The organism is Allomuricauda sp. NFXS6 (assembly GCF_040148835.1).
GTDB lineage: Bacteria > Bacteroidota > Bacteroidia > Flavobacteriales > Flavobacteriaceae > Flagellimonas.
The window spans coordinates 59,879-80,917 of the sequence record NZ_JAGEMG010000010.1; the positions used below are offsets into that span (position 1 = coordinate 59,879).

The 21,039-nt window shown below is 41.1% G+C and carries 17 protein-coding genes; 7 read left to right on the forward strand and 10 right to left on the reverse strand.

The window, feature by feature from the left end; all coding sequences use genetic code 11:
• Nucleotides 1–128: 128 nt before the first annotated feature.
• Nucleotides 129–2,789 carry a hybrid sensor histidine kinase/response regulator transcription factor gene (locus J4E06_RS14625; RefSeq protein ID WP_349524716.1) on the reverse strand — a complete coding sequence of 887 codons (2,661 nt, stop codon included), beginning with the start codon at nt 2,787–2,789 and terminating at the stop codon, nt 129–131.
• A 515-nt stretch (nt 2,790–3,304) separates the two neighbouring features.
• Nucleotides 3,305–4,237, reverse strand: a complete 933-nt coding sequence (locus tag J4E06_RS14630; protein WP_349524717.1) for a LysR family transcriptional regulator — start codon at nt 4,235–4,237, stop codon at nt 3,305–3,307.
• 96 nt (nt 4,238–4,333) lie between these two features.
• Between J4E06_RS14630 and J4E06_RS14635 the strand changes: the two genes are divergently transcribed.
• The 4 genes from J4E06_RS14635 (at nt 4,334) to J4E06_RS14650 (ending at nt 9,532) form a co-directional block, all read left to right on the forward strand.
• Complete coding sequence (locus tag J4E06_RS14635; protein ID WP_349524718.1) at nt 4,334–4,642, forward strand: hypothetical protein; 309 nt, start codon at nt 4,334–4,336, stop codon at nt 4,640–4,642.
• A 288-nt stretch (nt 4,643–4,930) separates the two neighbouring features.
• Nucleotides 4,931–6,388 (forward strand): proton-conducting transporter transmembrane domain-containing protein, encoded by a 1,458-nt coding sequence (locus J4E06_RS14640; protein WP_349524719.1) that lies wholly within the window; start codon nt 4,931–4,933, stop codon nt 6,386–6,388.
• Nucleotides 6,385–8,763: a DUF2309 domain-containing protein gene (locus tag J4E06_RS14645; protein WP_349524720.1), complete on the forward strand. Its 2,379-nt coding sequence runs from the start codon at nt 6,385–6,387 to the stop codon at nt 8,761–8,763. The genes J4E06_RS14640 and J4E06_RS14645 overlap by 4 nt, the downstream gene beginning before the upstream one ends.
• Before the next feature lie 445 nt (nt 8,764–9,208).
• Nucleotides 9,209–9,532 carry a hypothetical protein gene (locus J4E06_RS14650; protein WP_349524721.1) on the forward strand — a complete coding sequence of 108 codons (324 nt, stop codon included), beginning with the start codon at nt 9,209–9,211 and terminating at the stop codon, nt 9,530–9,532.
• Between the two features lie 4 nt (nt 9,533–9,536).
• Here J4E06_RS14650 and J4E06_RS14655 read toward each other — a convergent pair whose 3' ends face one another.
• Nucleotides 9,537–10,478: an NAD-dependent epimerase/dehydratase family protein gene (locus tag J4E06_RS14655; protein WP_349524722.1), complete on the reverse strand. Its 942-nt coding sequence runs from the start codon at nt 10,476–10,478 to the stop codon at nt 9,537–9,539.
• A gap of 64 nt (nt 10,479–10,542) precedes the next feature.
• Between J4E06_RS14655 and J4E06_RS14660 the strand changes: the two genes are divergently transcribed.
• Together J4E06_RS14660 and J4E06_RS14665 are read left to right on the forward strand one after the other, a co-directional pair.
• Nucleotides 10,543–11,040, forward strand: coding sequence for a hypothetical protein (locus tag J4E06_RS14660; RefSeq protein ID WP_349524723.1), 498 nt, complete (start codon nt 10,543–10,545; stop codon nt 11,038–11,040).
• Complete coding sequence (locus J4E06_RS14665) at nt 11,030–11,530, forward strand: nuclear transport factor 2 family protein (protein ID WP_349524725.1); 501 nt, start codon at nt 11,030–11,032, stop codon at nt 11,528–11,530. The genes J4E06_RS14660 and J4E06_RS14665 overlap by 11 nt, the downstream gene beginning before the upstream one ends.
• A 3-nt stretch (nt 11,531–11,533) precedes the next feature.
• Here the strand turns inward: J4E06_RS14665 and J4E06_RS14670 are convergent, their stop codons facing one another.
• From J4E06_RS14670 to J4E06_RS14680, 3 genes are all read right to left on the reverse strand, one after another.
• A complete protein-coding gene (locus tag J4E06_RS14670; RefSeq protein ID WP_349524726.1) occupies nt 11,534–12,235 on the reverse strand; it encodes a hypothetical protein in 702 nt (233 codons plus the stop codon).
• An 81-nt stretch (nt 12,236–12,316) separates the two neighbouring features.
• Nucleotides 12,317–13,126, reverse strand: coding sequence for an SDR family oxidoreductase (locus J4E06_RS14675; RefSeq protein ID WP_349524727.1), 810 nt, complete (start codon nt 13,124–13,126; stop codon nt 12,317–12,319).
• Nucleotides 13,119–15,389: a M28 family peptidase gene (locus J4E06_RS14680; RefSeq protein ID WP_349524728.1), complete on the reverse strand. Its 2,271-nt coding sequence runs from the start codon at nt 15,387–15,389 to the stop codon at nt 13,119–13,121. Before J4E06_RS14680 ends, J4E06_RS14675 begins: the two co-directional genes overlap by 8 nt.
• Before the next feature lie 122 nt (nt 15,390–15,511).
• Between J4E06_RS14680 and J4E06_RS14685 the strand changes: the two genes are divergently transcribed.
• Nucleotides 15,512–15,982 (forward strand): CBS domain-containing protein, encoded by a 471-nt coding sequence (locus J4E06_RS14685; protein WP_349524729.1) that lies wholly within the window; start codon nt 15,512–15,514, stop codon nt 15,980–15,982.
• A 207-nt stretch (nt 15,983–16,189) separates the two neighbouring features.
• Here the strand turns inward: J4E06_RS14685 and J4E06_RS14690 are convergent, their stop codons facing one another.
• From J4E06_RS14690 to J4E06_RS14705, 4 genes are all read right to left on the reverse strand, one after another.
• Nucleotides 16,190–16,543 carry a hypothetical protein gene (locus J4E06_RS14690; RefSeq protein ID WP_062787443.1) on the reverse strand — a complete coding sequence of 118 codons (354 nt, stop codon included), beginning with the start codon at nt 16,541–16,543 and terminating at the stop codon, nt 16,190–16,192.
• 9 nt (nt 16,544–16,552) lie between these two features.
• Nucleotides 16,553–17,125 carry a pentapeptide repeat-containing protein gene (locus tag J4E06_RS14695; RefSeq protein ID WP_349524730.1) on the reverse strand — a complete coding sequence of 191 codons (573 nt, stop codon included), beginning with the start codon at nt 17,123–17,125 and terminating at the stop codon, nt 16,553–16,555.
• Nucleotides 17,125–20,274 (reverse strand): VPS10 domain-containing protein, encoded by a 3,150-nt coding sequence (locus tag J4E06_RS14700; RefSeq protein ID WP_349524731.1) that lies wholly within the window; start codon nt 20,272–20,274, stop codon nt 17,125–17,127. Before J4E06_RS14700 ends, J4E06_RS14695 begins: the two co-directional genes overlap by 1 nt.
• A gap of 249 nt (nt 20,275–20,523) precedes the next feature.
• Nucleotides 20,524–21,015 (reverse strand): DUF6265 family protein, encoded by a 492-nt coding sequence (locus tag J4E06_RS14705; RefSeq protein ID WP_349524732.1) that lies wholly within the window; start codon nt 21,013–21,015, stop codon nt 20,524–20,526.
• Between the last annotated feature and the right edge of the window lie 24 nt (nt 21,016–21,039).

Here is a 21,039-nt window from a genome sequence, read left to right on the forward strand (position 1 = left end):
GTAGGCCATCATTCAACGCTGGAGCAAACATAATGGCACATAATGCTGAGGGCTATGAATTATGTATCAAAGCCTATGAAATATGTAACAGGGTAGAAAAACCTTGGCCTTAAGGAGACTTGGGAAGGTTATTTTTTACTGAATTCAGAGGGAGATGTTCCATAGGTTTCCCTAAAACATTTTGTAAAATAGGAATGATCGTTAAAGCCTACCTGATAGCCAATTTCGGAGATATTGGCATCACTTTTTTGTAGTAGCGAAGCTGCCAATTTTAGCCTTTGGCTACGAATAAATTCCGTAGTGGTCTGTCCCGTGAGCGCTTTTAACTTTCGGTGCAGTTGCATTCTGCTCATACCCAAAGCTTTTGCAAAATCTTTTGAATTAAAGTCTGATGCGACCAAATGATTGTCCAAAACATTTTGAAGGGACTCCAAGAAGCGTTCATCATAAGAGCTGATGGATATGTCCTTTGGGGTTAAAATAATCTCTTGACTAAAACGCTCCTGTAGTTTTCTGCGGCTCTCCAATAAGTTTTTGGCAGTCTGCTTCAAAATTTTGTTATTGAATGGCTTGGTCAGATAGGCGTCGGCACCTGTTTCCAATCCTGTCAGTCTATTTTCATCACCGGCCTTTGCCGTGAGCATTAGAATGGGGATATGGGACGTAGCATCATTCGTCTTACAATTTTTGGTAAATTTCAGTCCATCCTCTTCGGGCATCATCAGGTCTGTTATGATAAGATCGGGAACCTGTTTCAGTGCTTTTTGAAAACCGGTGCTTCCATTGTCTGCCGTAACAATATTGAATTCGTCATCAAAAATAGAAGAAACATAGGTGCGTAGATCCTCATTGTCATCCACGATCAAAATAACGTCTCGGCTTTCATCACTTTCCGTAATGGATACTTTACCCTCATCCTCAACGGCATCTGTATTTTCTTGATAGGTTTCCTCTAAAGTTGTTGATTTTGTGCCAGTTACTTTTTCCTCGTTTGAGTAGTCGGTTTCAAGTATGGGCAATCCCAAGTGAAATGTGACACTTTCCGGACTGCTCTTGGCCTCAATCTTTCCTTTATGCAATCCGACCAGTTCTTTGGTGAGTGCTAGTCCAATTCCCGTACCTCTTTTATTGGCATGAATTTGGTGAAAGCGGTTGAATATTTCCTGTAATTCTTTTTTTGTTAGGGATACACCTGTATTTGTCACCGTTAATGAGAGAACGCCCTGTATGATTTCCGCCTCAAAATTTATCTCGGCATTTTGTGGACTGTATTTTAGTGCATTGCCCAAAAGATTGCCAACCACCTTCTGAAGTATGTCAGCATCAAACCAATAATGATTTTGATCTTTGGAGATTTTTATTTGGAGTTGTTGGGATTTTTTTTCGGCGCTGAACAAGAACGATTCCGCTTGTGATTTCAAAAAAGTGGACAACTCTGCTTTATTGACATTCAGTTCATAATAACCTGATTCCAGTTTTGATAGGTCCAGCAACTGGTCTACCAAAGTGGCGAGCTGTTGGGTGTTCTTTTTGGCAATGGTCAGGTTCCGTCTATCCTCTTGGCTTAGTTCCGCACGCTCGAGTTGCTGTTCTACCGGACCCTGTATCAAAGACAAAGGTGTACGCAGTTCATGGGATATGTTGGCAAAAAAGTTTGATTTGGCCACATCCAGCTCCCTTAATTTTTTGTTCGTTCTTTGACGGTTGCGATAAAGCACAAAGAGAAACAATCCTGCCAAGGATGTTAAACCTATTCCTCCCAAAAAAAGATTGCGCTGATTCCTTTTTTGTTGTTCGGCAAGTTCATTTTGTGATTTCAACAGCGCTATTTCTTGTTCTCTTTTTTGTGTTTGGTATTTGGCTTCAAGATCCAGGGCAAGGCTTTTTTGCTTTCGGGCCTCTAGAGAATCTTGCAGAACGAATGATCGTCCATAGTATTCGACCGCTTGCTCAAAGTCCCCGGTTTTTCCATAGGATTCTGCTAGGTTTTTGGTGATTCCCAGCAAAACACCACTAGAACCGGCATCGGCTTGTTTAAAATAGGCATAGGCGTCTTCAAAATATGGTACTGCCTGTTTATAGCGCCCAATTCTTAGAAGAAACCCAGCGTAGACCCGATTGGCGTTAGCAATTTGATTAGGGTCCCCTGTCTCAGTGAGCAGGGCAAGCCTTTTTTTATAGTAGGCATCGGCTTGATCATAATTATTGAGGTCTGTCTCTATGATACCCAAGGACCAATAAATATTGGCTACGTTTTCAATGGAACCGTTGTTTTTAAAATAGGCTAGGCTTTTTTTAAAATAAGGCTTGGCCTTTTGATATTCCTTTCTTTGCCCAAAAATATTTCCGAGCATGATATAGCCGTAGTGTTCCTGATCGCTATCATTTATTTCCGAAGCCATTTGTATGGCGTTTTTAAAATATTGTTCGGACTTTCCTATATACGAAGTATCCTGTACGCTGTAGGTCCTTAAGAGTACTTTGCCTAGATTGAACAACGCTTTGACAACATACGGGTTCTTTTCTCCAGAAAATTCTGCAATGGAATCTATTTGCTGGTAGGTGGCTATTGCATCAACATCTTCAAATTTTGAATAATGTATGTTTCCAATGGAAAGCAGTGCACTAGTGGTCACTTCGGGCAAATTGTTCTCCGTCCCCAAAACGATGGCCTTTTTGGCATAGTGCTGTGTGGAATCGTAATTTCCTTTGTGAAAGTAGCTATTGGCCACCTCACTTTGAGCTTTGCCCAAGAGTAAAGGTGAAGACGTATTTTTTGCAATTTTCAAATTTTGTAATGCCAGCAGAAGTGCATCATCATATGCTGAGATTTTTGATAAGGAGTCTATTTGGGATTGATTGGTCAAAAACTCTTGGGGTATATTTTGACCAAATGATGAAATACATATTGATGTAAGAATACAAACAAGATTATATTTATTTATGACCATTTTTTTCATCACCGTTAATCGCTAAGTTACCAAAATATATCGGGCTGAAATTAGGTACAAGGAGTATTGGTCTTCACCTTGGGAGTCAATTAACCTCAAATTAGTTTAACAGGATTTAAGAAGAACTGAGATGAATCAAAGTTTAAACAAACGATAGACTTTCATTTATAAATCAATCATTTACAGTCGTTTGTTTATCTTTGATATGACGAAAGACAAATCGATCACAAAAGTTCACAAATCGTCAACATTTGGAAAACAAAAAGTGGAAACCCCAATAAAACTGGGGGTCCGAGAGAAAAGTTCGATTCTTGCCGGGGCTACTTCTAAAGTTTTCATATTTAATAGGAGGATTAAATATGCTCAAAGTCATATATCCAACTAAATTTCTTCTGTATAATATGTCCTTTCCTTTCTTTTAAATAGTCCAAAAAAGCAACTGCTACGGGAGATAGGTTTTTAGACTTCAGCCATATAAGGTTCCACGTAGTGGTGATGGGCAGTCCTTTGACCGGAATTATTTTTAGCTCATTGTTTTTGAGCGCATTTTTGTTCCCTATAAGCGGCATTATTGAGCAACCTAGTCCTGAAATGACGGCTTGTTTTACGGCCTCATTTGAGGTGAGCTCCATTTTTTTGTTCACTGAATATCTATTTTTTTCAATAAAACTTTCCATGGCATTACGAGTGGCCGATCCGGGCTCCCGATAGATTAAAGGAATCTTTTCAAACAAATGTTTTTTGGAGATGGTTTTAGGTAGTTCCCTGTCATAATTGCTGACATAGAAAAGTTTGTTGGGCATTAGTTCCACAGTATCGACATTCAGTTTTTCCGGAAGCACAGAGACCAGGGCAAAATCAACTTCATTAAGCTCCAAGCTCCTAACCACTTTAGATTTGTTGGTGACATCCATTATAAGGTCCACCCCTTTATTTTCCGTCATAAAATCGGACAAAAAGTAAGGCATCACATATTTTCCTGTGGATACCACTGATACCTTCAGCCGTCCCGAAAGGTTTCCTTGATAGGCCAAGGTTTTATAATTGATTTCTTCGACCTGATTGATAATTCGTTCGGCAGCCTGAGCTATTTCTTTACCAAAATCCGTAATATAAAGTTGTCTTCCCACCACCTCGGTAAGTGGAATCGGGAATTGATCTTGAAATTTTTTTAGCTGTATTGAGACAGCTGGCTGGGTTAAATGCAACTCCTCAGAAGCCTTTGTAATACTCTGTAGTTCAGATATTTTAAGGAATATTTGTAGTTGGTGCAACGTATAATACATAAAATATGTTAATGTATGTTATTATAAATATAAATAAAAATTAATGAATTGTTTCCCTAACCTTTGCATTGGAAAAATTTTAAAAACAAAATTCTTATGGAAGCAAAAGTATTACCTGAAGTTCTTACAGATCAAAGAAAAATTCAATTGGTGGACGGAACATTTACACCAACCGAGGCATCAGATGTGATGACCGCCTTAATCGATGAAAAAATTAATTTCCATAAAATTCAAAGGTTGAAAATTTGGGAAGGCAATCATTCAAGTAAAACCAACATGCTTGATAATCGCATTGATGAATTGGAAAAAGAAAAAATGACAGCACGGACCATTATAGAGCAAGCTCGAAAAAACGGGAAGAATATTACCATCAACGGCATCTTGGAAATAAAGTATGTGGACTAGATAACTTCTCTCTTTCCATAAACACAAACATCATAGTTGTAAATAAACCAACAAATTAAATATTAAAAGGTATGCAAAAGTCATTTAACAATACTGGAGTTTTTCTAATCATATTATCGATGATCTCATTAATTGTAATGTCGTATGTAAACGAGTCCATTTTTATGGACCGCATTTTATTGTGCTGTTTCATTTTCGGCGCGGCGATTTTGGCAAGCAAGCGAAACGGACTGCAGAGGATTGATTCCAAACAGAAAAAAGGATAATAGTTCCAAGTCTGGCAATACTATGAAACCACTACAGAACATACTAACAAAACCTTCCGAAAAGAATGATGCCGCCGGGTTGATCCCGGTTTTATTTTGGCTGTTCTTTATTGGATACCTGATTTTTACCATTGTTTATTATCCCGATATACCGGAATGGAAATGGGGAGATATTTTTAGAACAAATGGGTTTACCGTTCTTTTATCGACCACGGTAACTTTTTTTAGTGCAATAATTAGCACCTATGCCAATTCTTACTTCAAACATTCCGGGCAAAGACTCAGCTTTATGCTGTTTTGTCTTGGATTTACAGCTGCGGTAATTCTTTTTTTGGTGTCTGACCACATTATTTTACTGTTGCTGAGTTGGTTTTTGATGGGAGCCATTATGTCCCGATTGATTGGTCTGGATAACAATTGGGGGGAAGCTTTTGAGGCCAAGCGTCTTGCGGGACACTACTTTTTGGCAAGTGGTGTTTGTTTAAGTTTTGGTCTATTTCTTTTGGCTGCATACCACAATGTGATCACCTTGAGTGGGTTAATGCAAAAAGTTGGAACAACACCCAATTATCTCATGGTCATTTCTGCCCTATGTATCATAACAGCGGCTTTGATCCAATCTGCGATTTTCCCTTTCCATAAATGGTTGCTCTCTTCCATGACAGCACCCACCCCGGCCTCGGCTCTTATGCATGCTGGGTTTGTAAATGGTTCTGGAATTGTGCTCACTTTGCTGGCCTACGTAATTATGGAATCAAAGACCACGGATATACTTTTTGTTATTGGGGGTCTTACGGCGGTCTTGGCTCAATTTACCAAATTGATACAGGTGAACGTAAAGCAACGTTTGGCATGTTCTACCATTGCCCAAATGGGATTTATGATCATGCAATGCGGTCTCGGCTTTTTCAATGCCGCTATAGCCCACTTGATATTGCACGGTTTCTATAAGGCCTATTTGTTCTTGTCCTCCGGAGAGGGGGTTAAACAATCCGTGCCAGCGCAGCCTCCGACAATCCGCATTAAGTGGTTTCAAGCATTCATTGTGCTGCTCTACAGTGTTCTTGGAGCTTTCATTTTTGCACGATTGACAGGAAAGGGAATGGAATGGGATAGTGGAATTTTCCTGACTTTGATCGCATCTATTGCCGTAGGACAAGCTACGTACAACATCGTAAAACAAAATTTGTTCACCGGAACCCAAAAAATAATTTTGCCTCCATTGCTCTTTTTGGCGGGGATAGGAGCTTATGCTTTAATGTACAATGGGGTATCATCCTTTATGACCGGAATGCAGGTGATTGCCGCTCCAACCTCAGTATCACTACTGCAAATAGTCTTTGGGCTGGTGTTTTTAATCGGGTTTTTCCTGATGAAGTTGGGCATTTATCGAGAAATTCCTGGTTTGTATGTGAAATTGATGAATTTGTCCCAACCCCATAGAAAGACCATTCTAATGTATAAAGCTAAAAACCAATGAAACATAGTGTACTAGATAAGTTTATAGAAGAGGCTTCTGATCACATAGGAAATACGTGGCCTCTGTATTCCTTTGTAACCTCCAATCCGTTGAGCGGTTATGAAAATTCACCTTTCCCATTGGCGGTAAAGCGGGCTAAAAAAGTTTTGGGCGCATCCGTATACCCAAAGGCATCCATATACAGAAAGGCTCTTGAAAATGGGGAAATCGAACTCTCGGAGCTTAAGGAGTTGTTCCAACAGAATGGTTATGAGAATTCACCGGAATACTATCTGCAATTGATGGAGTCGCAAGAGGAATTGGTGAGAAAAAATCCACAACATATCTTGGATAGGGTTATGGTAAAATGGATCTCGGCCTTTTTGGATGAAGGACTGGCCGAGTGGGAAATGCCCTTTAAGTCCTTAGGATTTTATAAAGCCTGGAGAAAGCTTGCGCCTTACGATGATGACTTTAAGGGAATCAAGCTTTCCGATATTCCGAAAAACAGCAAGGATGCAATCGCTAGCTTGTTATCCGGTTTGTCCGATGAACAGATTCAAGATATTTTCACATACCACTTGGCTGCTCTACCCGGTTGGACGGGCTACATTAAACACAGAAAAACAAACCAACCACTATGGCAGAAAAAATACCCAATAGATTTGGAAGAATACCTGGCCGTTCGTCTCTGGACCGCAAAACATCTCGGGATAACGTTTTTAGTGGAGCCATCTGCTGTAGAAACTAGCTGCAAAATTATGGAGCTCCAGTATATGTGGTTAAAAGCATGGGAGAAAAGCTGGCAATTGGAACTGGTTCGAATGCTGAAGGATGCGCCCGACAAAAGCGGGTCCAACAAATCAGAATATAAGATTCCCGATGCACAAATGGTCTTTTGCATAGATACAAGATCCGAATTGATCCGAAGGCACGTGGAATCCAAGGGTTCCTACGAAACATTTGGCTATGCAGGCTTTTTTGGAATTGCAATGGATTACGAAAACGAAAGGGATGGTGTTGTACAAAAGTCTTGCCCACCTATCGTAGATTCATGTTACCAGGTTTCTGAAGAAGCTCTTGAGGGTAATCAACAATCCAAGAAAAATAAGGATAGAAAAAACGAACTCGTTAAATTCTGGGACTACTTCTTAAAGCGTATGAAGAATATGCTACCGTCCACCTTTGGCTTTGTGGAAGGTTCGGGCTTCTTTTATGGTTTGAACCTTGTTGCAAGAACCATAGCTCCCGTGGCGGCTTGGCGATTTGCAAACAAGGAAAAAGTCGCCTATGAAACCATTTGCGAGCCAGAGTTAAGAACAGTTGGCTCAAATATAGCTGTTCCCATAGCCCAACAGGCAGCCATTGTAAAATCCGGCTTTGATCTTATGGGATGGAAAAATTTTGCTCCGGTCGTGATTTTTGTGGGCCATGGAAGCCATTCTGCAAATAATCCTTTCGCATCAAGTTTAGATTGTGGAGCATGTGCCGCAAGCCCCGGTAGGCACAATGCGCGCATGCTGGCCAAAATGGCGAACAATGATCAGGTACGGGCCTTTCTCTCATCAGAATTTGGAATAGATATTCCAAGTTCAACCCTATTTATTGGCGCCGAACATAACACTACCACGGATGAGATCCAATTGTTTGACTCCAACCTGTCTGACCATCACCAGAAATTAGTGTCAAACATCAAATCGAACCTTAAAAAAGCTCAGCAGTCAGCTACCCGGGAAAGGTTGGGTATTACAGGGAACAGCATGGCCCAAGCAAAAATCAATGCGTGTAACTGGGGAGAGACCAGGCCAGAATGGGGACTGGCCAAAAATGCAAGTTTTGTAATAGCTCCCAGAAAAGCAACAATGCACCGTAACCTCGATGGTCGTTGCTTCCTTCATTCATACGATTGGGAAATTGACAAGGAAGGAAAAGCATTGGAAGCTATAATGCAGGGCCCAATGGTCGTAACACAATGGATCAACAACCACTATTATTTTGCTACTGTCGACAATGAAAGCTTTGGAGCCGGAACCAAAACAATACATAATATTACGGGGCAGTTTGGTGCAGTGCAGGGCAATGGCGGTGACCTTAAGATGGGATTGCCATGGGAGTCCTTGTATAGTTCAGAAAACAAACCCTACCATACACCTATAAGGCTTTCCGTAATCGTACAGGCCCCAAAAGAAAGGGTCAACACCATTCTTTCCAGAAACGAGAAACTAAGGTCGTTAGTGGAAAATGAGTGGATACACCTAATAATCATGGACCCTGTAGAGCAAACGGATATATGTTGGCAAGACAATCAGGTTTTAAGGCCTAAAAAGGATAAAGGATATAATCCAAAAAAGGCCAAAAGTAAAAATGAAATACAAGAAGAATTGACTATTGTGTGATAGTTTGAATCACATTTTTGTTGAAATTATACAATCAAATTAAAGAATCGGTTATCAGTATGGAAAACCGATTCTTTTCTTATTGTATAAAAGGAAATTGCCAATACTAGGTAAAAAGGGAACTGGTAGCTATCACTCAACAAGTGTTTCATATCTTAAGAAGTGTTGGGTTTGTATCTTAAAAAACGTTCCTTAATAAAGATTGCGAGATATTTGGAATGGAAAAGTGGGAACACCGGTAAAATTATCTTCCCGATAGGGTAGTTCAACCTTTCTAGGGGTCTGCTTTCACCAATTCCACTTTACACTTTGGTAATGCCATCTTCAAGTTTACATCATTTTTGGTCGATAAAATCGCCTCAATTTTGATAACCAAAGATTTTTTTTATAATTTTTCCATACAATCACATTGTACCGATAAGGACAAGGAGTTAACCATAACATCATGAATAACCTCAAACGCGTAATTGTAGACTATAAAAAATTGACCTCTGAGGTACTTAAACTTTTGGTGGAGAAGTATCCGGACGGCTATGGGGATGATGATGTAATCAACTTCAAAAACCTAAAGGGCGAATACATAGAAGCTGTTGAAGTGTCTACGGAGGACACCAAATACCTGGTAAAGATCAGTTCCAAGTTGGAACGTACCATGGCTGACTTCGACGAAGAGGACGATGAGAATTTTGAATCTGAGGATTTTGAAAAAATCGGTGAGGATGCCGAAGACTTTTCAGACTCCGACCCTGAGGAAGATAGCGAAGAATAATTTGCTATCCTTTTAAATTTTTCAGCATTGCTTCGGTGGTTTGGGCCAAATCAAATCTCGGTTCCCAGCCCCATTCCCTTCTTGCTGCTATATCATCGATGCTACTCGGCCACGAATCGGCAATTTCTTGTCTAAAATCGGGCGCATAACGTATTTCAAATCCAGCAATGTGTTTGGCTATACTCTCCGCCATCTGTTTCGGGGTAAAATTCATGCCCGCCAAATTATAAGAGGATCTTACCTTGATTTTTTCCGAAGGACTGTCCATTAAATTAATGGTGGCTCTAATGGCATCGTCCATATACATCATCGGAAGTTCCGTGTCACTGTCCAAAAAGCATTCATAGGAACCTTTTTTTAAGGCTTCATGGTATATTTCCACAGCATAGTCCGTAGTGCCTCCGCCAGGCATGGTTTTCCAGCTGATCAATCCTGGGTAACGAACACTTCTTACGTCCACCCCATATTTTTTATGGTAATATTCACACCATCTTTCACCGGATTGTTTACTGATGCCATATACGGTACTGGGCTCCATAATGGTGTTCTGCGGTGTGTTATTTTTTGGTGTGTTCGGGCCAAATACCGCAATGCTTGACGGCCAGAATACCTTGGATATTTTTTTATCCTTCGCCAAATTGAGCACATTAAAAAGCGAATTCATGTTCAGGTTCCATGCCCGCATCGGAAATTTTTCTGCTGTGGCACTCAACATGGCGGCCATTAAATACACCTCGTCAATTTCGTAATGCATTACCACATCTTCAATAGCGGCATAGTTCGTCGCATCCAAAAGTTCAAAAGGGCCAGATTGCATCAAAGCCTCGCTACCCTCTCGAATATCGCTGGCAATTACATTTTCCGCACCATATTTGTTTCTAAGTTCAAAGGTGAGTTCAGTTCCTATTTGGCCACAGGCGCCTATTATTAAAATGGGTTTGTGCATTAAAATTGAAGTTAATTTAGTTTGAGGGCAAAGATACCCTTTATTAAAATTTGTACATTCGCTTATGCAAAAATTGTTAGGCATCCTTATTTCGATAACGGTTTTGGGCGGGTGTAAAAAGACCGATAAAACTACAGCTCAGGTGAATACGGAAGCGTTGGAGTTCAACTACCAAAAAATGCCCGAAAAAAACCAGATTAACGCTGAAGCTACGGCCATTGTCTCGGAATGGCCGCAGTTTAAGGATTTAAACAACAGCATCGATGTGCTGTACAAAGCAACCAACAACGAAGATCTGGCACTTGCCATTGATGATTTAATAGAAAAAGAGAAAGATCTTGCGGCTGGGAAATACCCTGAACCATTCGATACTTTCCAAGTAAAGAGCAGGCAAACCGTGATGCGAACCTTTTTGTACAAAACAAAAGCGAGCATTCTGGAAAACCAGCCGACCACGGAACCCGCCATAAAGGTTTTGGAAGCCTATAATGCCATGCGCAGTCAGTTGAATGTGATCATGAACAGCCAGTTGGATGAAAAATTGATTCTAGATGAAACATAAAATTTTCACTTTGGGACTGTTGATGGTATCCATGACCATCTTCTCCCAAAATACAGAGAAAGATAAAATCAACAATGTTTTGGATAGCTGGCACATGGCAGCTGCCAATGCGGATTTTGAGGCGTACTTCGAAAAAATGACCAAGGACGGCGTGTTTTTGGGAACCGATGCCATGGAAAACTGGCAAAACGAGGAATTTAGATCTTTTTCCAAACCTTATTTTGATAAAGGGAAAGCGTGGAGCTTTACTGCCGTGCAACGCAACATTTATGTAGATGAATCTGTAACCTTTGCTTGGTTTGATGAACTGTTGGACACCCAAATGAAGATTTGTCGCGGTTCAGGAGTCTTACAAAAAGTAAATGGGCAATGGAAAATTGCCCATTATGTATTGTCGATTGCCGTGCCCAACGAAAATGTGGACGAACTAGTCCAAATTAAACAAGCCAAAGATGACGAATTGCTTCAAGAACTAAAAAAGAAGCAATAGCACTTAGTTTTCTGTTCCTTCTGCAGCTTGTTTCTTTCTAGATTCCAAAGCTTGTTTGCTCAAACTTGCCAAATTGAAGTTAGGAGCGATTTTCAGAGCTTCGTCAATGGAAGAAATGGCAGCATCAATATTTTCCTTGTCCTTATTGAAATCGGCCAAGCCTTTTAAATGGTAAAACGCTGCTTTTAGGGAAACTTCATAGGGCTGTTGGCGCTCATAAAAAGCGTATTTCATATCGTTCGTTGCGTTGGCTATACCGTATTCAATATTTGTGGTAGCTCCCGTCAAATCCCCTGTTTGAATTTTAAGATCGGCCATTTCATACGCCAAGTAGGGGGAAGGGTTTCTGGAGTTCAATTCCTCAAAATGTTCCAACGCTCTTTTCGGCTGGTTCAAAGACTTCAAGGAAAAAGCCTTGACTTGCACGGCAAGGTCGGAATCATCTGCATTTTTTTCCACACCTATGGTGTTCAAGGCTTGCATATGTTGACCGTTGTTCATGTAAACAAAAGCGAGGGTATCCCTGCGTTGTTTTGACGGTGCCAAAACATTCAAATGTGTCAAAGCGCCGATAACACCGTTTACATCACCTTGTAAACGCATTTCTTTGTAATAAGCTTTGTAGTGATCCACAAGAGCATCATTGGTTTGGGAAATGCCACTAAAGCCCACTAGTAAGAGAAGTAAGAGTACATTCTTTTTCATTGATCTTTAATTTAGTGCGCCAAATCTAACAAAATAATCTTAACCTAGCTGTTAAGGATTCGATAAGTAGTTAAAGGCGTTTTAGGAAATTACGGGAACAGTAAAAGTGTGGCCTTTTTCTAAAAAGGTCTTGCTCAGAACCAATTTACCTTTCTTTTTTTGTGATTCCGTTTTGTACGATGGCGCGGGCAATCCTCTTTTTTGTGCTTCTTCAAAATAGTACACTTGTTTTTTAGGATGATGTGGATACACTCCATTAAAAACTTCTCCCCAATAACCCTGCTCCAAAACATTCAGTATTAAATGGATACAATCATCAAGATGAATTAAGTTGATGGGGTGATTGCCATTGGAGAGCTGTTCTCTGCCCGAAAGCATCGTCACGGGGTGTCGGTCTGGGCCAATCAAACCGCCAAACCTTATGATGGTTGTTTGGAAGCCTTTTTCATTTGTAAATAGCGTTTCACACGCTACCAATTGTTTGCCCGATTCGGTTGTAGGTTGGGTAGGTGATTCTTCCGAGACTTCGCCTTCGGCGTTTCCATAAACAGCGGTGCTGCTCACAAATATAATTTTGGAGACTTGACTTTTTCTGATTGCTGCAATCAGGAATTTTATTTTCTCCACATAACTTTCGGTTTGCTTGCCCCGTAGTTTGGGCGGTATATTGATTATCAAGGTTTCGATACCTGAAAAAAATCCTTCGATGTCACCTTCTATTCCAGTTTCGGATAAACGTACTGTAAAAGGATTTATCCCCGCATTTTGTAAAACCTTCAACTTATTGGAGGATGTGGTTGTTCCGTTAACGCTGTAACCTTTTTCAATGAGTTTTTTGGCCAAGGGCAATCCCAGCCATCCACAGCCCAGTATTCCAATATTTTTAGTCAAATCGTAAGGTTTTTATGGTCAATATAGCATCATTTAGCACAAAAGGCATGGGGATGCTGTTTTTTGGTCGCTCTGGAATACTAAAATCGGGATGTGTCAGGAGATTATTGGAAGCTTCGTACAAAGTAAGTTCCAAAATGGAATCTTTGGGAAATTCTAACTGCAGTTCCGTGAAATCATTATTGGTGATATAGTGGGTGACCAATCTACTCTTTCTATGTTCCAAAAAATAGGAGGATAACGCAATCCGGTTGACCTTGGCGGACGAAATGTCAATGGGGTTGGTAAATACCTCAAGGCGGTTTACATCCCTTTTCGGGGTAATGCAAAGTTCAATTATCCTGTTATCTTCAATAATAGTGTCGATTACGGTATCAATGTAGGGAGTTTTGATGTCTTTCTTTGGTGCACTGGACACATATTTAAGATCTGTACCGTATTTACTGGAAATGGTCTCTGCATTGGGTCTTCTTTTATCATTTCCCAAAAACTGTCCGTTCCAATCTATCAATTTATGGTCATAGGTGGCCCAAAGCGTAGAATCTGTATCTGCATTATAAACATAGAGCAGGCTACTGGGTTTTGGTCTTTTTTCGTTGAAATTGGATTGGATATGACTAGTGATTCCAAACGCGAAGAAGAGGAACAAGAACAGATACGCCAACCTTCCTTTACTCTTCAATTGACCAAAAAACGGGAGCACTAGAAAAAATAATAGGGTTGTTAGGAGTGTTGCTGCAACCATCATTTTTAATCCAAGACCCACGGGAAACATTTTAATGAACGGTGAATAAATTAGCACAGCGGGCAACGCCAAAAACACCATAAGAAATGGATTCGGCTTTTCTTGATTTAGGGTTACCAAAAGCCCTGCCAATAAACCGTAGAGCGGTACAATAAAAAAGCTTGCCCCTTTTAAATATTGGGCCACCAATCCACAGATGATGAGCCAGATAAAAATAGGTGCGATCAATGCATTGGGCGTACTGATTTTCCGGAATTTATGATAGGAGTAAAAACAAACAAACAAAGAAAACATAACGTAGACGGCAATGTAAGTATGCCCGTTGTAGGTGAAACCGTGCAGCATATCTTTGAAACCAGGGTACCACCACGTAATGATGGACCAACAAAAATAACCTACCAATCCATTGACGATTAGTGTAATCAGTACCGGTAGAAACCCCTTTAAAACATCCTTGATATGGAGCTTTTTCGTTTTGAAACCCCAAAACAGCAATAGTACAAATGCAATTACTGCAACAGCGAACATCGGCCAAATCCATTCAAAAGGGTAAGATACCATATTGTAGAACGGAAGATTATAATACACTTCGTCGTTCAGACTTTTAAGGTTGTTCAGGTCGGCATCGCTAAAATAGGTGAGCAGCGGGATTAAATAGCTGCCTTGGTGCGCCAAAGTGTTCCTGTCCAATCGTTCATAAGTGTCCAATGCGGTATGATAATCAAAATGGTCATCTATAAACGCAAAATTGAAGCCTTCAATGTCGCCATCTTCCCTAAAAACGGTCAGATCGGTATCGTTGGGGAGCATTTTGTAAATGCTGTAGGCCAGCGAATTGGCTACGGGATATTTCGGATGGGCTTCTTTAAACTCTTTTATTAAATTGCCATTTCCCCTGTTCGTCTCAATAAGCATGTAGCTTGGTCCACCACTACCACGAGCTTCAAAATTTAGGGCCAGGCCTACATCTTTGGCCCAGGGATGCTTGTTTACAAAAAGGTCGGCGCCGTTTAGTCCTAGTTCTTCAGCATCCGTGATCAATATGATGATATCGTTATTTGGGACCTTGTTTTTGCTCAAAAATGCTCGAACCCCTTCTAAAATGGTTGCCACGCCGCTGGCAGCATCACTAGCGCCATAAGATGAATGCGGATTGCTATCATAGTGGGACAGTAAAAGGAGGGCCTTCCCATTACCGCTTCCCTCAATTCTGGCCAAAATATTGGTTGCCTTGCTCAAGTTGCCCCAATCACCGGCCGTATACCCATCCTGTATAGTGGTTGTCAACCCCATTTTCTTGAGTTCGGAAATAACGTAGTCCTTGGCGCGTTCATGTCCGGGAAATCCAACCGCATGAGGTTCTTTGGACAATTCTTTTACGTGTTCCAATGCCCTATCCGTGGAAAAAGAATCCGTTGGGACATCTTTTTTGGCTTCATAAACAGGCATCAGGGATTTAAAACTCCAATACACAGCGAGCGCAAGTAAAATTAAGGCGAGGGTTCGGGAAAACTTCATGGTTTAGCGTTGTTGAATCTTAAAAGTATGAAATTCTAAAAGGTTCTCATATTTTGATGCTTAAAATTAGGTTATTCGCTAAAAAAAGGTATATTTAATATTCAACTTTAAAATCTAACCTTATGGCAATCAAGAGTTTTCAAGGCGTACGAAGCAAGGAGGAGAACAAGAAGAAATACAACGCCCCTATTTTGGTAGAGGATTATATGACCAAAAAATTGATTACGTTTTCTCCGGACCAATCCATTTTGGAAGTAATGGAGACTTTTGCCAAACACCATATCTCTGGTGGACCGGTTTTGGACAAAAATGGTTTTTTGGTCGGAATCGTTTCCGAGGCAGATTGTATGAAGCAAATTTCGGAGAGCAGGTATTTTAACCAACCTATTTTGGATAAGAGCGTAGAGCGGTTTATGACCAAAAATGTGGAAACAGTCCCTCACGATATGTCTATTTTTGATGTTGCCGGTGTTTTTGATAGGCACAACAGGCGTAGGTTACCGGTAATGAAAAATGATATTTTGGTCGGGCAGATCAGTAGAAAAGATGTGGTGGTTGCGGCCTTAAAACTAACTTCCCATAGTTGGAAATAACAGGGGTTTAACTCGCAATATATTTTTTTGATGAAAAATTCGTCATTTCGAGTGATTTTTGTTGGTTGAGCGAAGTCGAAACCAAAAAAAATGTATCGAGAAAAGAATTTTTGAAAGCATCAACCTTGTTCTTGATACTTTTTTCTTCTGAAAAAACTCGAACTGACGGTTTACCATAATAGTATCAAAATGCACTACGGGTGAAGTTTATTCCCTTTTCACGATCATGTAATAATCATTATCAAGTGGCAAGTATCCTAAATCATATACAAAGTAGTAGGTACTTCCCTTTTTGGTAGTATAAAGGTTGGTGATGTACTCAAAATCAAAACCTTTGTCCAGCAAGCGCATTTTTGTGGTCTTGGTCTTGCCGTCGCGTAGTGGGAAACTATCGAGTATCCTGTAGTTTTTGCGCAGTTTGTTATTGATGTTGCGCACAAGGTTCTTACTATCTCGGTTAAGTAGATTGTTATATGCATTTCTGCAATGGTCGGAACAGTATTTTTGGTCGATGCGGCCCAATAATTTTTCACCACAAACCAAGCATTTTCTTTCAGACATAGGATAAGATTAGGTCACCACAATATCATACTTTTTTAGCAAACCAATCAATCCGTCCTTATTGAAGCGTGTTTTCTTCATTTGGTTGATGGATGGATCTATATTGAAATTGATAGCTGAGGTAAAATCGGCTTGTTCAAGATTCGTGTTCTCGAAAATGGCATTTTCCAAATCACAGTCAAGGAATTTGGCCTGTTTTAAGTTTGTGTCGGTAAAGTCGGTTTGATGGAGTTTGCAATTATAAAATTCAATATTGGGCAGATGCATCCCGATAAATGATGCTATGGATAGATTACATCCAATGAATTTGAGGGATAACAATAACTGGTTACAGGTCTCAAATTGAAGGCCGACCATTTTGCACTCCACAAAAGTTACCTCGTTAAAAATGGTATTTGCAATATTGGTGTTGGTGAAATCGCACCCGTCAAAAGTGCATTCCACAAAATTCTGATTGTCCAAAAATCCCTTGGAGAAAAGGCAGTCCACAAAACGGCAATTTTCGTAATCGCCCTTGAGCAACTTGGTTTGCGTATAATCCTGTTTTGTGAACTCCCAATCTAACCAAAAGGATTCAGCCATTACTCTCCTGTTAAAATAATAGCGGGAATGTCCAATGCTTTGAACATTTCGTTATATGCTGCCATGCCAGTACCCACAATGGCATTCTTTTCATCTTCAAAGGTTTTCCATTCGGCCAAGTTGTCCCTAAAGAGTTCTTTTGCTCCTTCGGTGACCTTGGGTTCGGCCACATCGATAAATCCTCTAAGGTGCATGAAATCTGCATTGAGTTTACTGCTAAAGTTCACCACATCCTGAAAGGTTTTTTGCTTGGGCTGGATGAGGTTTTCTTCCCAAGTATTGATACGTTCCAGCAATGCATCACCTTTCTCCAATAGCTCTTTGGCTTTTTCGTTGTCCTTGAGCAATTCCTTATAGCTTTTAAGTTGACTTTTGGCCGTGCGCATTTGGTTCACCGCTTTGTGCATTTTTACCAAGGTTTCATCAATCCGGGTCAAGTACGATTGTTGTTCCGCATAATCGGCAGCTGAGGCATCGATAAGAGGGTCTGGCAATATCGCTGCCTTGGTTTCCACGGTTTCAGCGCCCATGGTCAGCCGAAGGGTATAAGTGCCCGGTGCCACACGCGAACTTCCATAACCATCAAATCCAAAAACATTTTCAATGGCCGGTGAGGGTTCACGATAAAAATCCCAAGTGAATCGATTATATCCCTTGGCGGAAGGCAAAACCTTTGGTTTAGATGGTCCGCCCGCCCAGCTTTTGAAGTTTTTTGGCGCTTGATTGGTATAGGCCCTAATCACTTTACCGCCGGAAAGCACTTCCAGCTTCAGTTCGGTGGAATCCAATTTTTTGGGCAAGTAATAATCAAAAGTTACTCCAGATTTGGGATTTTGACCCAATCCTGGAACATACTCATCGCTGCTGCCGTTAAAAATTCGGTACGATGGTTTTGGCGTCACAATTTGAAGCGAACTTGCCGGCTTCAAGCTATTTTGGATTGCACCCAAATCATCCAATATCCAAAAAGCCCTTCCGGCCGTAGCAGCTACCAAATCATTATCTTGAATAATCAAATCATTGATAGGTACCACAGGCAAATTCAGTTGCAAAGGTTGCCAGTGTTGACCATCATTCAAAGACACATATAGCCCGGTTTCGGTGCCTGCATACAGCAATCCCTTTTGCTTTTTATCTTCACGCACCACGCGGGCAAAAGTGTGCTCGCCATTTATTCCGTTAGTGATTTTGGTCCAAGTTTGACCATAATCGGAAGTTTTAAAAATATAGGTGTCCAAATCCATAAACTTGTAACGCATCAAAGTAATGTACGCTGTTGCAGGATCGTGTGGGGATACCTCAATACTGTTGATGATACCTTCCTTAAGGTTCGGGGGTGTGATATTTTCCCAAGTTTCACCACCATTTTTGGTAATGTGAACCAAACCGTCGTCCGAACCGGCATAGAGCAGACCTTCTTCGTGGGGAGATTCTACCAAGTACATGATGGTGTTGTAATTTTCCCCACCGGCAGCTTCGTTGGTATAAGGACCGCTTCCTGGGCCTTGTTTCTCGATTTCGTTTTTGGTTAGGTCCGGACTAACCACATCCCAACTGTACCCGCCATCTTTGGTTCGGAACACCACATTGCCCGCGTGGTAAATGGTATTACGGTCGTGTGGCGAACTAATAATGGGGGCATTCCAATTGTAGCGGAACTTAAAATCCTTTGGAATATTTCCGAGGCCCAATTCCGGGTATGCTTTGATAGGCTTTGTTTCGCGTGAAGCCTTTACCCACTTATCTATGATTCCTTGGTAGCAACCACCGTAAACGACCTCGGGGTTGTCAGGATCAAAAGCCAAATAGGCGCTTTCGCAACCGGCCACTGGATACCAGTCTTTCCAATCGATACCCCCATCGCGTGTACGGCTGGTAATGGCCACGGAAGAGTTGTCCTGTTGGCCTCCGTACACATTGTAGGGCACTAAATTATCCGTGATAACTCGGTAAAACTGTGAGGTGGGTTGATATTGTTGAGAACTCCAGCTGACACCTCCGTTATTGGAAACATTGGCACCACCATCGTTGGAGTTGACCATGATCTGGTTGTTTTTCGGATGTATCCAGAGGTCATGATTGTCCCCATGGGGCGTTGGAACGGGTGTAAAGGTTTTTCCTCCATCTATGGATTTTGTCACCGGAGCATTGAGCACATAAACGATATTTTCGTTTTGCGTATCCGCAAAAATTTCCATGTAATACCAAGAACGTGCAATATTGATTCGCTCCTTGTTGGTCTGTTTCCAAGTTTTTCCGGCATCGATACTTTTATAGACACCACCTTTTTCGCCTTCGGCTTCGATTACGGCATAGACCACCTCCGAGTTAGCCCTTGATACGGAAATGCCCGATTTACCAAATTCTTTGGGAAGACCTTTTTCCATTTTGTCCCAAGTAGTTCCTCCGTCGGTGGATTTATAAAATCCAGAAGAGGCTCCCCCAGAGGTAATGGTCCATGGAGTTCGTTCGTGTTGCCACATGGCTGCGTACAAAACAAGGGGGTTGTTCATATCCATGGATAGGGAGGAAGCTCCAGTGATCGTGTTCACGTAAAGCACTTTTTCCCAAGTTTCCCCTCCGTTGGTGGAGCGGTAAATGCCACGGTCTTCAGATGGACCATATTGGGCGCCTTGTGCTGCAATAAAAACAATGTCGGGATTGGTAGGGTGGATAATTACATCGGAAATGTGACGTGTATGGTCCAACCCAATGTGTTTCCATGTTTTTCCGGCGTCGGTGGATTTGTAAATACCATCGCCCATGGAGGTCATAACCCCACGGGCAGCGTGTTCTCCCATTCCGGCAATCACAATGTTGGGATTGCTTTCGGAAACGGCAAGATCACCTACGGTACCTGTTTTCAGGAATCCATCGGAAATATTTTTCCAAGTGATGCCGTCATCGGTGGTTTTCCAGATACCACCGCCTGTAGTTCCCATGTAGTAGGTGTGGGGTTGGCCCACAACTCCGGTAGAGGTAACACTTCGTCCGCCTCGGAACGGGCCGATGTTACGCCATTTTAATCCAGGAAAAAGGGAATCGTTGACTACAATGGAAGGTTGGTCAGATTTTTTGCTTCTTCGTTGTGCATCCATAGGATACAACGCCAATAACATGGCACATAAAAGTAGAGGTCTTAGTTTCACGAGTGTTGGAATTAGTTAGTCCGTTAAAGATACTAATTCAACTTATTCCTATGAAACTAAATGATTTCAACCCGTTGAGCATTTTGGCTATAAATAATAACAACTGTCAGTTCGAGTGGATTTTACGATTGAAATGAGTAAAATTTGTATCGAGAACAAAGAATTTTGGTTTAAAATAAGTTCTCGATACAATTTTTCGTCTCTCAAAATCGCTCGAACCGACAGAGTTTTTTAAAATGCAAAATGGGTTCACTTTACTCTTTTGTAGGCAAACAAGACTTCCTCTTGGTTTCCTCCCTCTTCAATAAGGACCCAAACATTCATTTGGTCGTCACTTATCTTTTCCATGGTGAGTCCTTCAAAATATACTTTGTTGGGCTCTAGTTTTACAAGCTTAAAATCGATGGTTTCGTCCTTTTCTTCCCATCCCTTCATATTACCATCAAAATGTTTGAGTTGAAGTATGATGGAATCGTCCAATTGTTGAATGTGGCCCGATTCGTAAAAGGATACTTTTCCATCTTTCACCATACGGAATACGAACATCATGGAATTGCCCATGGGCGAACTCCAGATTTCATCGGCAATACCACCAAAAGCCTCTCCTTGCCAGTGGCCCTCTATCCAGGAGACTTCCTCCAAATTTGCTTTGGGTGATGACTGGCCTTCGGGCAGTTGTATGGTTTGCTGTGCAGAAACAAGTCCTGCGCTGAACATAAAAATAAGTGCGATTGATTTCATGATTAGGTTTTTTGATTGATGAAT